The 13,299-nt window shown below is 70.5% G+C and carries 13 protein-coding genes; 3 read left to right on the top strand and 10 right to left on the bottom strand.

Annotation, left to right across the window (positions count from 1 at the left end):
• The first annotated feature begins 51 nt into the window (after positions 1 to 51).
• On the top strand, positions 52 to 1,047 hold the full coding sequence (locus tag OOT46_RS18815; protein WP_265405164.1) for an AAA family ATPase: 996 nt from the start codon (positions 52 to 54) through the stop codon (positions 1,045 to 1,047).
• Positions 1,048 to 1,068: 21 nt separating this feature from the next.
• On the opposite strand, the gene OOT46_RS18820 is transcribed toward OOT46_RS18815, so the two are convergent.
• Positions 1,069 to 2,049, bottom strand: coding sequence for a hypothetical protein (locus OOT46_RS18820; protein WP_265405165.1), 981 nt, complete (start codon positions 2,047 to 2,049; stop codon positions 1,069 to 1,071).
• 248 nt (positions 2,050 to 2,297) lie between these two features.
• Between OOT46_RS18820 and OOT46_RS18825 the strand changes: the two genes are divergently transcribed.
• Positions 2,298 to 3,203: a 5'-nucleotidase gene (locus tag OOT46_RS18825; protein ID WP_265405166.1), complete on the top strand. Its 906-nt coding sequence runs from the start codon at positions 2,298 to 2,300 to the stop codon at positions 3,201 to 3,203.
• Positions 3,204 to 3,205: 2 nt separating this feature from the next.
• Here the strand turns inward: OOT46_RS18825 and OOT46_RS18830 are convergent, their stop codons facing one another.
• Positions 3,206 to 3,715: a hypothetical protein gene (locus OOT46_RS18830; RefSeq protein WP_265405167.1), complete on the bottom strand. Its 510-nt coding sequence runs from the start codon at positions 3,713 to 3,715 to the stop codon at positions 3,206 to 3,208.
• A gap of 176 nt (positions 3,716 to 3,891) precedes the next feature.
• Between OOT46_RS18830 and OOT46_RS18835 the strand changes: the two genes are divergently transcribed.
• Positions 3,892 to 4,770 (top strand): response regulator, encoded by an 879-nt coding sequence (locus OOT46_RS18835; RefSeq protein ID WP_265405168.1) that lies wholly within the window; start codon positions 3,892 to 3,894, stop codon positions 4,768 to 4,770.
• A gap of 65 nt (positions 4,771 to 4,835) precedes the next feature.
• On the opposite strand, the gene OOT46_RS18840 is transcribed toward OOT46_RS18835, so the two are convergent.
• From OOT46_RS18840 to OOT46_RS18875, 8 genes are all read right to left on the bottom strand, one after another.
• Positions 4,836 to 6,677 carry a hybrid sensor histidine kinase/response regulator gene (locus tag OOT46_RS18840; protein ID WP_265405169.1) on the bottom strand — a complete coding sequence of 614 codons (1,842 nt, stop codon included), beginning with the start codon at positions 6,675 to 6,677 and terminating at the stop codon, positions 4,836 to 4,838.
• Positions 6,674 to 7,183, bottom strand: coding sequence for a molybdopterin-dependent oxidoreductase (locus OOT46_RS18845; protein WP_265405170.1), 510 nt, complete (start codon positions 7,181 to 7,183; stop codon positions 6,674 to 6,676). Before OOT46_RS18845 ends, OOT46_RS18840 begins: the two co-directional genes overlap by 4 nt.
• Positions 7,184 to 7,220: 37 nt before the next feature.
• Positions 7,221 to 7,949 carry an SDR family oxidoreductase gene (locus OOT46_RS18850; protein WP_265405171.1) on the bottom strand — a complete coding sequence of 243 codons (729 nt, stop codon included), beginning with the start codon at positions 7,947 to 7,949 and terminating at the stop codon, positions 7,221 to 7,223.
• Positions 7,950 to 8,060: 111 nt separating this feature from the next.
• Positions 8,061 to 8,768, bottom strand: coding sequence for an SDR family NAD(P)-dependent oxidoreductase (locus OOT46_RS18855; RefSeq protein WP_265405172.1), 708 nt, complete (start codon positions 8,766 to 8,768; stop codon positions 8,061 to 8,063).
• A 1-nt stretch (position 8,769) separates the two neighbouring features.
• Positions 8,770 to 9,651, bottom strand: a complete 882-nt coding sequence (phhA, locus tag OOT46_RS18860) for a phenylalanine 4-monooxygenase (RefSeq protein WP_265405173.1) — start codon at positions 9,649 to 9,651, stop codon at positions 8,770 to 8,772.
• Complete coding sequence (locus tag OOT46_RS18865; protein WP_265405174.1) at positions 9,648 to 9,968, bottom strand: 4a-hydroxytetrahydrobiopterin dehydratase; 321 nt, start codon at positions 9,966 to 9,968, stop codon at positions 9,648 to 9,650. Before OOT46_RS18865 ends, phhA begins: the two co-directional genes overlap by 4 nt.
• A gap of 152 nt (positions 9,969 to 10,120) precedes the next feature.
• Complete coding sequence (locus tag OOT46_RS18870; RefSeq protein WP_265405175.1) at positions 10,121 to 11,305, bottom strand: GAF domain-containing sensor histidine kinase; 1,185 nt, start codon at positions 11,303 to 11,305, stop codon at positions 10,121 to 10,123.
• A 102-nt stretch (positions 11,306 to 11,407) separates the two neighbouring features.
• Positions 11,408 to 13,270, bottom strand: coding sequence for a M48 family metallopeptidase (locus OOT46_RS18875; RefSeq protein ID WP_265405176.1), 1,863 nt, complete (start codon positions 13,268 to 13,270; stop codon positions 11,408 to 11,410).
• Between the last annotated feature and the right edge of the window lie 29 nt (positions 13,271 to 13,299).

Below are 13,299 nucleotides of genomic sequence, written 5' to 3' on the forward strand. Positions count from 1 at the left end.
AGGCTCTGCTTGAATCCATCTCACCTGCGGTGTCCCCTGGAGGTTCATCCGATGAGTGCCAATGACCTGGTTCCCGTGCGCGGCGGTCACCATATCCCGATCGCCCACATGCGTGCCGTCTACCGGCTCACCGATGTCGAGCGGCGGCTGGACAAGCTGCCGCAGAAGGAACATGAAAACCTGCGCTCGACCTACGAGCGCATGCTGGAGCGTGGTCCCGAACGTTTCCAAGTCAAGCCTTCGGGGCTGCCGGCGATGGACGCGCTCTACGACGAGCTGCCCAACTTCAGCGAGGTGCTGGATGACGTGAAGCGCCAGCTGGCGCTGTGCGAGGACAGCCGGGACGCCCTCGAGATCACGCCCATGCTGCTGCTCGGCTCACCCGGCATCGGCAAGACCCACTTCGCGCGCCGCCTCTCGCAGCTGCTGGGCACCGGCATGGGTTTCGTCGCGATGAGCTCGCTGACCGCCGGCTGGGTGCTCTCGGGCGCCTCCTCGCAGTGGAAGGGCGCCCGCCCGGGCAAGGTCTTCGAGACCCTGGTGGACGGCCAGTATGCCAACCCGGTGATGGTGGTCGACGAGATCGACAAGGCCGGCGCCGAGGCCACGTACGACCCGCTGGGCGCGCTCTACAGCCTGCTCGAGCACGACACCGCGCAGGCCTTCACCGACGAGTTCGCGGAAGTGCCCATCGACGCCAGCCAGCTCATCTGGGTCGCCACCGCCAACGACGAACGCGCCATCCCCGACCCCATCCTGAACCGGATGAACGTCTACACCGTGCCCGCGCCGGACCGCGATGCCGCGCGCCGCATCGCGCTGCGCCTCTACCAGGCCATCCGCGGCGAGCACGACTGGGGCTCGCGCTTCGACCCCGAGCCCGGCGAGGCGGTGCTGGAGCGCATGAGCGGGCTCGCGCCGCGCGAGATGCGCCGCGCCTGGATGACCGCCTTCGGCAACGCCAAGCTCGACCAGCGCGGGCGCATCGAGGAAAAGGACCTGCCCGACACGGGCGTCAAAAAGCAGGCCATCGGCTTCGTGCAATGAAGCTGCGGCGCGGGGGCCGCCTCACCACAGCGGCGCGGTTCTGCGCGCGCTCGCGTCGGGCCGGCTGCCGGCGTTCCTGGCCAGGAACAGGCGGTAGCTGAGCCAGCTGCCCTCGGCCTGCACCTCGAGCCGGTCGCCGTCGGCGTCGCGCATGCGCAGCAGCCCGCGGGTCGGGAACTCCTCCTCGCCCAGTTCGAAGGCCTGCTCCTGGCTCACCTCGTAACGCCGGCCGTCGATCAGCACCGTGCCTGCAAAGCTCATCGTCGTCGCTTCCGCCTGGTACAGGTAGCTGAGGGTGACGCGGTGCCGCCACGTCCTCGCGGCCGGCCCGGCGCCGATGCGGAAGTCCTCGTAGGCCAGCACGAAGTGGCTGTCGCCGTTCTCCGGGTAGCTGAGGTCCACGATGGTGCGGCCATCGGCCCGGAACTGACCGTGCCCGAAGGCGGCAAAATCGACGTTGACCGTCGCCTGCACGCTGTTGTTGCTGCCTTTGCGGAAAGCCGTCAGCGTCCCGGTGATGCGGCCCACCACCGGGTTTCCGTTGACGACACACGCGTCGGAAGTCACGGTGGTGTGGTCGCCGACGGTATGCCCGGTGTCGCTGCCGTACTCGACGGCGATCAGCAGCCGTCCGCTGTCGCAATAGCTCTCGTCATAATCGGTGAAGCTGCCCACCGCTTGTTTGCGCGCGACACGGCCGGCCAGTGGGTCGGCGACCAGTCGGTGCAGTGCATAAAGCGGGTGGCGACGCGCGGTACGCCGACTCACCGTGCCGACGGTCGCCGGCGAGGCCGACAGCACCAGGCTCGACAGGGACGCACTCGACTGCAGCGTTTCCATCGCGGTGTCGGCCGTCGCGATGAAGCTTTCCGCCCTGAGATCGCCGTCGACACCGCCGTTGGGCTCCCGGGCGTCGCCGCCGCGGTCGTCGCCCCCGCCACACGCGGCCAAGCAGGCCGCCGCCGCGCCGCACACCAGCCGGTGCATCAATTTTTCGAGCATGGGGTTCCCTCAAACTGCCTCGTTACTGCTGCGCCCGCGACACAGGAGGCCTCGCGGGGCGGCGGATGATGACATGGAAATGCGGGGCCTTCCGCCCCGCGGAGACAGCGGCGTTTCGATGGTCGGGCGACACCACTATCATCGCGGCCCATGGAAGCTTCACTGTCTTGCCGGCCGCTGATGCCGGAGCCCCCGGCCGCAGCCCTCCCGGAGGCTGGCTTGCCGTCCCCGGTGAGCGGGGTGCTCTCATGAGCATCACTCTCGCCGGTCAGTTGGTGGTGGCGATCTCCTCGCGCGCGCTGTTCGACTTCGAGGAAGAGAACCAGCTTTTCGAGGCCACCGACGACCACGCCTACATGCAGCTGCAGATGCAGCGACTGGAGGTGCCCGCCAAGCCGGGCGTCGCCTTTTCGCTGGTGCACAAGCTGCTCGCCTTCAACCGCGAAACCGCCGACGGCAAGCCGCGCGTGGAAGTGGTGATCCTGTCCCGCAACGACCCCTATTCGGGACTGCGCGTGTTCCGCTCGGCGCAGCACTACGGCCTGCCGATCCAGCGCGGCGTCTTCACGCGCGGGCAGTCGCCCTACCGCTACCTGCGGCCGCTCAACGCCAACCTGTTCCTGTCGGCCAACGACCTGGACGTGCGCTCGGCGCTGGAAGTCGGCTTTCCCGCCGCGCGGGTCTATCCGCATTCCGCACGAGCCTCCGACGCCCACCCGCACGAGGTGCGCATTGCCTTCGACGGCGACGCGGTGCTGTTCTCCGACGAGGCCGAGCAGGTGTTCCAGTCCGGCGGGCTGGACGCCTTCCAGCAGCACGAGACCAGCCGGGTCGACAACCCGCTGCCGGCGGGGCCCTTCAAGCCCTTGCTCGAAGCCCTGCACCGCCTGCAGCACAGCGGCAGCCCGCTGATGCGCATCCGCACGGCGCTGGTCACGGCGCGCAGCGCACCGGCCCACGAACGGGCCATCCGCACGCTGATGAATTGGAAGATCGAGGTCGACGAAGCGCTGTTCCTCGGCGGTCTGCCCAAGGGGGAGTTCCTGCGCGAGTTCGAGCCCGACTTCTTTTTCGACGACCAGATGCGCCATATCGAAAACGCCGCCGCCCATGTGCCGGCCGGTCACGTCGCCGCCGGCGTCAGCAACCCCTGAGCTCAACACCGGCGTGCCCCTCCCGGCTCAGCGACCGGCAGGCGGTCGACGTGCAGCGGGGTCGCGGCAGACACCCCCAGGCGGGCGCGCAGCTGCTGCTCCACATCCGCCTGCAGACGCCGCTGCCGGCTCGTCGCTTCGTCCGCGGCCAGGGCATGGCGCAAGGTCGCGAACAGGCAGGACAAGGACAGCGACAAAAACAGCGCCGGCTGCAACACGGCCGGTTGCAGCAAGGGCATGCCGGCCGGGCCGGGCTGCCACAGGGCACTGTCCCATGTCGCGCAGGCCACCAGCACCCAGAACATCAGCAGCGGCGTGAGGCGCAGCAGGTCCCAGAGCCATTTCAGCACCGCAGCCGCGAACTGCGAACCGCGCAGCAGCAACACGCGTGAACGCGTCTCCAGGCGCCGGCGTGCGCCCTCGTACATGGCCAGGTACTGCTCCCAGGGAACCTGGCGGGCCTCGCCACCCCCGATGTGAACTCGAACGTCCAGTTGCTTGATGCTCGGCATGTCTGCCTCTTCTCCCTGGGCCCGGCGAGCCGCTTCCACTCCGCCGCGAACCGCGCGAATTTTGCGCACCTTGAAAAACCAGCCACCGCGTATGTGCAACTGCATGTTTGCCAAGCGCACAAAACGCGCACAAAACGCGCGCTTGGCGAGAATAATCCCCGAGAACGGGGACATGCATGGACACATCAGACGAGGGACCAGCGGCTCGCACGGCCGGAGAGCTCCACGACGAGGCACGCGAAGTCGGCCGCCTGGTGGCCGCGCTGCTGAGTCGCCACGGCGTGCCCGAGCGCTCGCACGCCAGCCGCGTCGCAGAGGTGCTGGGCCTGAATGACGCGACCGCGCGCAAGAAACTCAGGGGCGCGGTCGGATGGCGCCTGCTGGAGGTGCAGACGCTCGCCGCGCATTTCGATGAAGGCCTGCACACGGTCTTCGCCGAAGCGGTCCGTCCGCCCGTCCCGGCGGCGCCGGCCGCGGCACCTGCGACCTTCCTGCTGGGCGGCCGTCAGCTGGCCTGCATGGCGCGCATCGGTGCGCCGCTGGGCTACCGCGCGGCCGCCGCGATCGCCGCGGTCCAGACCCACACGGGTTGGTGGCTGGGTGTGCCGCGCGAGCTGCCCGACGGTCCCCGCCATGCGGTGCTGCAGGTCGAACTCGCGCCCACCGAGGCCGAGACCCAGCCGCGCATCGCGGTGCTCGACGACGACGCGCTGCTGGCCGACACGGTGGCCGACTTTTTCCTCGCGGCCGGCTATGCCTGCGAGGCTTTCTACACCTCGCGAGCACTGGTGCAGGCGTGCAGCGAGAGGCGTTACGACGGCTTCGTGGTCGACTGGCTGCTGGGCGGCGGCGAGACCGCGCAGCAGGTCTGCCGCGAGATCCGCCAGGCCCACCCGACGGCCCCGCTGCTGTTGTTGACCGGGCAGTTGCGCGACGGCACCGCGAACGAAAGCGAACTCGCGGCGACCATGCGCCAGCATGACGTGCTGCTGTTCGAGAAACCGGTCTACCCGCGGGTGCTGGCCGCGGCCATCGACAACCGCCTGAGGATGTGAGACCGCGCCCCTCGTGCGACCAGTCCGTGGGCCGGGCCCCGCGGGGTCGCCGGCCGGCTCGCCGGTCAGCTCGTCGGCGGGCCGCCCACATGGAGCCGGTCGCGCACCGCGTCCAGCAGCGCGCTGCGCACGATGGGTTTCTGCAGGCAGGCGTCGAAGCGCTCGGCACCGGCACGTGAGCGGTCCACGGCACCCGCGCTCATCGCCAGCAACAGGGTGTGGCGGTTGGCCGGCGCATCGCGCAAGGCCTGGGCCACCTGGTAGCCATCGGGCAGCGGCATCTGCAGGTCCAGCAGGATCAGGTCGAAGGGCTGCTCCCGCAACAGCGCCATCGCCCGGGCACCGCCCTCGGCCCCGACGCATTCGGCGCAGCCCAGCGCCAGCAGCAGCTCGGTCAGCGCCAAGCGGACCTGCGGCGCGTCGTCCACCACCAGCGCCCGACCCAGCCCCAGCAGGCGCTCCCCGCCGGTCGGTGCGGCGCAGGCGGCCGTCCCGGCCTCGGCCACCCGCGCCGGCAGCACGACACGGAAACGGCTGCCGCGGCCAGGCTGGCTCTGCACCTCGATGCGCCCGCCCAGCAGGTCGACCAGGCGGTGCACCACCGCCAGCCCGATGCCCGAGCCCTCGATGCTGGCCTCGTCCTTGCCGCGCAGGCGCACGAAGGGCAGGAAGATCTCGGACGTCTTGTCCGGCGGGATGCCGCGCCCGCTGTCCTCGACCAGGATGGCGTAGAGACCGCTCGGCAGCTGGGTCCGATCCAGCCGCAGGTGCACGTGGCCGCTGGCGGTGTACTTGATCGCGTTGCTGAGCAGGTTGGCGAGGATCTGCCGAATCCGCGCGCCGTCGTCGATCAGCCACAACGGGCCCTCGCCGGCATCGACATCCAGGACCAGCCCTTTGTCGGCCGCCATGGTGGTGAAGGGCTCGGCCGCTTCGCGCACCAGGGCCGCCGCATCGAAGCGACCGGGGTGCAGCGCGATGGGCCCCGACTCGAGCCGGGCGAAATCGGTCAGGTCGCGCATCTGCGCTTCCAGCTGTGCGGCGGAGGCCCGCATGCGCTGCAGCGGCCGCCCGAGCTCGGGCAGGCTCGCGGCGTGCAGTTCGAACAGGTCGACCGAGGCCAGCAGGGTCTGCAGCGGCGTGCGGATCTCGTGCGAGATCATGCCCAGGAAAGCCTCCTTGGCCTGGTTGGCCGAGGCCACCGCCGCCATCGCCATGCGCTCGGCTTCCAGCAACCCTTCCAGCCGGCGCACCATCTCGCGGGCGCGCAGCCGGTTGCCATAGACGAAGGCCGCCCACAGGAACAGCACGGCCATCAGCGCCAGGGTCTGCCAGAAGCGTGCCGCCTGGTGCTGGGCGAAGCGGGCGGCGGTGCGGTCGCGGTAGGCCATCTCCTCGGCGCGCACCGCATTGGACAGCCGCGAGGCGGTCCGCACCGCCTCCTGCAGTTGCAGCAGCAGCGCCTCCCGCGCCGCCTGGCCGTTTCGGGCAGCGGAGAGCCGGTGCTCGAGTTCGGCCATGAAACGGCCCAGGACATCGACGCTGGGCCGGTAGTCCTCCACGCCCTCGAAGTAGTGCTGCAACTCGGCCGAGCCACTCAGCAGCCGGAACTTGGAGTGCAGCACGTCGGCGCGCCGCCGCACCTCACGCTCGGCGTCGGCCCCGCCTGCCTGTTGCTGCTGCAGCAGGGCCAGCGCGAGTGACTGCAGGGCCAGCTGATACTGCGCGGCAGTCCAGTAGAGCCCTTCGTGCGGCCCGCTCCACTCGGGCTGCTGCCGGTCCTTGAGGAACCAGTGCCAGGCCAGCGCGACGACGGCGGCGCCGATCAGGCCGCAGGCCAGCACGAAGGGCAGCCAGGTGCGCCACAGCGACCAGGCGCGCGCCAGTCGGGAGGCGCCACGCCTCATGCCACCTCGATCGCGTCGACCTGCCAGATGAACTTGGCCACCGTCGCCGGGGTGTCCAGTTCGCGCGGGTACTCGTCGCGCGGATAGACCAGCCAGAGCGGGCCGAAATCGCGCGAGGACAGGCGCTTGCCGTCCATGCTGTGCGCGAGGATCACGCCCCAGCGCTCGGCGTCGGAGGCCGGCACGCTCACTTCGTAGTCGTCCACCGCGCGGCAGCGCAAGGTGCTGCCGGTGCCGCCCACGAGCTGCAGCAGGTGGCTGAGCAGCGGTCCCTCGAAGCGGGCCGGCGGAGTCCAGCTGGTGCCGGTGCGGATGGTGCGCCGGGGCATCGCGAGCAGCGCCGCCTCGGAGATCTCGTACACCTTGCGCCCGCTGTCGGTGTAGCGGGTGATGCGGCCCGAGAAGGTCAGCATGGGTCGCTCGCCGGCCGGCGTCGCGGCCGGCAACAGCGATGGCACCAGCGCGCCCAGCAGCGCGACACAGGCCCTGCGTCGATGGGTTGTCATGATCGCCCTCCCTGCGGTTCTGCCGGCACCGGCCGGCTCACCGCATCCAGCGCGAGCGCCCCCCGTCCAAGGGCACCACGCTGCCGTTGACATAGCTCGCGTCGAGCGCCAGCCAGGTCACCACCTGGCCCAGCTCCTCGAAGCTGCCGGTCCGGCCGAGCGGAATGGTCTGCTGTACTTCTCGGATGCGCTCGGCCTCCAGGTGATTGTCGGCTGGCCAGGGCAAGGCCCCGGGAGCGACCACGTTGCAGCGCGTGGCCGGCGCCAGCTCGACGCTCAGGGTCAGGATCAGCGACTCCAGGGCCGCCTTGCTCACGTGGTACCACAGGTGACCGCGGTGCGGCACGTGCACATGGATGTCGGTGACGCCCACCAGCGCCCGCAGGCCGCCGCGCAGCCGCTCGATCAGGGTGGCGTGGCTGAGCAGGTGCACCTGCAGGTCGGCGTCGCGCACCGCGTGGTCGTGCAGATCGCTGGGCCGGTAGAGCGAGGCGTTGCACACCAGCACCGAGATCGAGGCGTCCGGCTGCGGCAGCGCCGGCAGGGCCGGCAGCTCGCGGGCCGTGAAGTCGGCCGCCCAGGCGAGCGCCGAACCGGGACGCGAGGCGTTGAGCAGATCGACCAGCCGGGCCGCATCCGGCGCCGAGCCGGCCCGGCTGTGGTGCACGATCACGCCCAGCCCGCGCCGGTGGAGTTCCTTGCAGATGGCTTCGCCTCCGCGGCGTGGCGCCCCGGTCACGAGCGCCCACTGTGCTGCCCTTGTCATGCCGAAATCAAAGTCTGTGCCAGAGCCGGGCTGGCGATAAACGGTCCGAAGCCGACCGGCTGCGGATGATTATCCCCGGCTCGGCCAAGCGCGTCCCGGCCGGCCCGCGAATCAGCTCAGGCCCGACACCGGCAGCGCCGCACCGTGCACCGCGCGTGCGGCGGGCGACGCGAGGAAAACGATGACCTCGGCGAGGTCGGCCGGCGCCACCCAGCGGCCCGGGTCGGCATCCGGCATCGCGGCGCGGTTGTCCGGCGTGTCGATGATGGTGGGCAGCACGCAGTTGACGTTGATGCCCTGCTCGCGCAGTTCGGCCGCCATGGACTCGGTGAGGCGGATCACTGCGCTCTTGGACGCACAGTAGGCGCCCATCTGCGCCATGCCGCGCTGCGCCGCGCCAGCCGCCACATTGACAATGCGACCCTGTCCGGCCTTTTGCATCCAGGGCACCGCAGCGGCCACCGCGTGCAGCACGGTGCGGGCATTGATGTCCATCAGGAAGTCCCAGGTGCGAGCCGAGGTTTCGTGCACCGCCTCGCCCATGCGGAAGCCGCCGGCCAGGTTGCAGAGCACGTCGATGCGGCCATGACGCTCGTGCGCGCTGCGCAAGGCGCTCTCCACCTGGGCGGCGTCGAGCAGGTCGGCCGCGACGAACAGGCGTCGCGGCGTCTCCCCGCCGTAGACCTGCTGCAGCGCGGCGCGCTCGCGGTCCAGCAGCACCAGCTGGGCCCCGCGGGCGTCGAAGGCCGCAGCCACCGCACGTCCGAGATGGCCGGCCGCGCCGGTGACGACCACGGTCTGTTCACGCAGATCACTCACTTCACATCCCCTGGCGCTTGGCGCGGTGGTAGGTGCCGGTGCCCCGGCCGATGACACGGTCGCCCGGCAGCACGTCGCCGGGCTCCAGCTCGCTCGCCTGTTTCACGCGCTCGTAGAGCGGCGCGAAGTCGATGTGCGCCAGCTCCAGCAGCTGGTCCAGGTGGTCGAGCACGAAGTAGGTCTCCTGGAAGTCGTCGATGCGGTAGCGGGTGCGCATCACCCGCTCCAGGTCGAAGCCCAGGCGGTTGGGCGAGGCATCGTCGAGGCAGAACACGCTCTCGGTGAAGGACGAGGCGATCCCGGCGCCGTAGAGCCGCAGCCCATCGCGCTGCTGCACCAGGCCGAATTCCACCGTGTACCAGTAGACGCGCGCCAGCTGCGGCAGCACGCCCAGCTGCCGGGCCCGCAGGCCGCCGACGCCGTAGGCCTGGATGTAGTCGGCCATCACCGGGTTCACCAGCATCGGCACGTGGCCGAACACGTCGTGGAACACATCCGGCTCTTCGAGGTAGTCGAGCTGCCCGGGCTTGCGGATGAACTGGCCGGCCGGGAAGCGGCGGTTCGCGAGGTGCTCGAAAAACACCTCGTCGGGCACCAGACCGGGCACCGCGACGATCTGCCAGCCGGTGCGTTTCATCAGCACCTCGCTCAAGCGGCGGAAGTCGGGGATCCGGTCGGCGTCGAGGGTCAGGTCGCTCATGCCCCGGACGAATTCGTCGCAGGCCCGCCCCGGCAACAGCTTGCACTGGCGCTCGAACAAGGTTTTCCAGACGCCGTGCTCGGCCTCGCTGTACTGCTCCCAGCCCTGGTCGATGGTCCAGTCGGCGCGCGCCGGACGGCCGGCCTCGCCGGCCGCGGCGCCGTGTTTCTCCGCGACCTTCATGAAGCCCCCGGCCCGCCGAAGCGCGCGAAGGCCTCGTCGGCCTTCAGCGCCAGCTCGATATCGCGCGCCGAGAGGCCGTCGACGTCGTGGGTGGTGAGCGTGATCTCGACCCGGTTGTAGACGTTGAACCACTCCGGATGGTGGTTGCGCTGCTCGGCCAGCAGCGCCAGGTGCGTCATGAAGGCGAAGGCATGGCTGAAGTCGGCGAACTTGAAAGTGCGCCGGATCGCGCCGCGCTGCTCGTCGAGCTGCCAGTGCGGCAGCCGCTGCAGTTCCTGGCGCGCGGCATCGGGGCTCAGGCGTTCGAGGGTGGGCATGTCGGTCTCCTTGTCGGGCCGCTCCCGGCGACCCCTTGGCAACCAGAACTTTATGCGGTGGCACGCACAATGTGTGATCGTTGCGGCACACGACACACTCGCCGTGTGCAGAATTCGTGCACGCGCGCGAGAAGAGATGCAGGATTCGGGCCTCACCCCGCCGCGGCTTGCATGCGGAAGATGAATCGCGTCTCTTCCACCGAGGAGGCGACCTCCAGAGAACCGCCGTGCGCCCGGGCGATCTCCGAGGCGATGTAGAGACCCAGCCCCAGCCCCTGATCGCCCGGCCGCGCGGACTCCTCGCGGGAGAAGGGCTGGAACAGGCCGTCCAGCGTCTGCGGCGGGATCGGCTCGCCGCGGTTGGCGACCGACAGCGTGAAGCCTTGCTGGTCGCTGCAGGCTTCGACCGACACCGGCCCTGCCGGGTCGCCGTGGGTGAGTGCGTTGGCCAGCAGGTTGGAAAACAGCTGCGCGATGCGCGCACTGTCGCACACGACCGGGGCCTGCAGCGACAGCTCGGTCCGGATGACCCGGTCCGGCCAAACCGCCTGCAACTCGGCGACCACCTGCTCCAGCATGGGCGCCAGCGCCGGGTCCGCCACCCGGGTGACGCCCAAGCCGCCGCCGAGCCGGCCGCGCGCGAAATCCAGCACGTTGTTGATGATGCCCGCCATGCGCGTCGCGCTGCCCTGGATGAGCCCGGCCGCCTGGCTGACCTTGGCGTCGGGCGCCGACTTCTGCAGCAGGCGGGACGTCATCGCGATCGCCATGAGGGGGTTGCGCAGGTCGTGGCCCAGCACCGCGATGAACTGTTCGCGCAGCTCGGCGGCCCGGCGCTCGTCGAGCAGTTCGGCCTCGCTGGCGGCCAGGCGCTCCTGGGCATCGAGATGAAAGCCGATCAGGTCGGCGAACAGCTCGAACATGCCGATGGTCTCGGGGGTGTTGAGGCGAATCGGCCGGGGATCGATGGCGCACAGCGTGCCGAAAAAGCGCCGGTCCGGCCGGTAGATGGGCACCGCGATGTAGCTCTGGAAGCCATACCGCCTCGGCGTGTGGTGTTCGCAGTAGCGCGGGTCTTCCTGCACGTGCTCGATCACGACCCGTTGGCCGCTGGCGCGGATCTCGTTGCAGAGCGTCGTCTCCACCTGCAGTTCGCCGCCCGGCTCCAGGCCGAAGCCGATCTCGTCGCGCACCGCGCATGCGATCCAGCGGTCTTCGGTGACGCGCGCCACGGCGGCGAAGCCCAGCCCGGTGCTGCGGCAGACCACCTCCAGGATCCGGGGCACCGCCACGATGCGGCCCGCGGCAGCGACCTCGGCGTTCAAAGACTGGCTCACGATGGCTCCTTCGACCGCGTGTTCCGATGCCAGGCACTGTAGCGGATGGACCTCCCGGCTGTCGCCCCGTCGGCCGCAGGCGCCTAGGTGCGTGCAGGGGCTTCAGCGCTGGCGGCGCTGGTAGACCGGCTGCGCTCCCGCGGCCTTCATGTCGCTCTCGGACACATACAGGTCCACCACGGTGACCAGCAACTGCCCGGTGTAGGGCAGCTGCTGCATCAGCCGCCGCACCAGGTCGCTCCCGAGCGCTTCGTCGGGGCGCTTGAGCCGCACGAACAGCACGAAGTAGGCGCGCCCCGGCAAGGCCGCAACCTGCTTGCCGCCCAGCCAGGCAGCCTGGACCTCGGGGGTGCGGATCAGCTCGCCCGTGAGCTGCTTGCGTTCCTCGCGTCCGAGCTGCGGCGGCACCGCGCCCTGGCAGGGGTGGGTGGAGGTGAACTCCTGCCAGGCGCGCGCTTCCAGCGCCTCGAAGGCCTCGAGCCGTTCGCGCCAGCCGCGCCGCGTTTTCGGCGCCACCTCGCAGCCGCCGTGCTGGAGCCGGTCCAGCCAGTCCAGCGCGATCGAGCAGGCGGCCCAGCCGTGCTCGGGATGCTGGGCCTGCAGGCGCTCCAGCAGCTCCGGCGTTTCGGGGTGCAGCTGGCGTGAACGGCGCTCCGCCAGCGCGCGCAACGCGCCGCCATGCTGGGGGTCACGCTGCAGGGCCTGCTCGTAGAAGGGCGTGCTGTCGGCCTCGCTGAGCGCTTCGAAACACTCGGCCCATTCCAGCCATTCCTCGGCCGTGAGCGAGGCCGCGCGCGGCTTGAGCTCGGCGATGCGCGCACGGCACTGCTGCAGGTGCTCCCGGTGGCGGCCCCAGTCGCGCCGCATCTCCTGCCACCACTGCGCATCGAAATGCTGCGCGACGCGCCGGGCGGCCCGCCCCAGCAGCTCCAGCGAGCCCTGGGGTGACCAGGCCGGCATGGCGGGCTTGAGGCCCAGGGCCGCGAGCCGGTCGCGCGGCACCGGGTGGGTGTCGTCGTAGCCCGGCAGCCGCTGCATCGCCTGGCGCAGCGCTTCGCAGGCGAAGTCCTCGGGCGGCGGCTCCAGCAGGCCCTCGCCCATGCCGGCGTGCGGCATCGGCTCGGGCACCGCCTCCTTCAGCGCGCGCCGCCACAGCCGCCGCCAGTAGGCCTCGGCATACCAGCTCGACTTGATCTCGATCTCGCTCCAGGCCTGCGCCACCACCTCGGCGCCGCAGAGGGCTGCGGCGATGCGGTCGGCCTCGTACTCGTCCTGCCGGGCCAGCGCGAAGGTGCGCGCGTTGAAGCGCGGGATGTACCAGGAGAAAAAGCGCCGGAACAGCCAGGACAGCGGGCTCTCGTCGTCCTGGTAGGCGTTGTACATGCGCCACCAGGCGGTGCGGGTGCGGTAAACCCAGGCCGAGAACTTGCCGTGCTCGCCGCGCAGGTGGCCGTATTCGTGCGCGACCACCGCGAGCAGCCGGCGCGGCTCCAGCGCGCACAGCATGGGCCAGCCGATGACGAGGTAGTTGGTGTGCCCGAACAGGCCCCAGCGCGGCCGCTGCAGGATGGCCGCATTGAACTCGGCGTCGACCAGCACGACGTCGATGCGCGGGCCCTTGACCTTGTGGCGGATGCGCTCCAGCGCCTTGAACAGCTCGGGCGACTCGGCCGGCTCGATGCGGCAGCCGTCGGGCGGGTCGAAGCGCGTCACCACGGCGCGCACGCAGACCACCCCCAAGGCCGCCGCGGCGGCACCGGCCCAGGCCATCCAGCCGGCGAAGCCGCGCTGCTGCCAGGCCAGAGCCACCCCGGCCAGCGCGGCCAGCGCCCCCAGGCCGAACAGGACCACGACGGCATACCCCAGCAGCGCGAACCACCAGACGCTGCGGCGATAGGCGCGTGCATCGCTCTCGCAGGCCTGCTCGCTGAGGCGCAGCAGGTGCATGAAGTCGACGTGTTGCATCCAACGCCCCTCTCCCCCGCGCAGCGCGG

The sequence above is a fragment of the Aquabacterium sp. A7-Y genome (assembly GCF_026153205.1).
GTDB lineage: Bacteria > Pseudomonadota > Gammaproteobacteria > Burkholderiales > Burkholderiaceae_C > Caldimonas.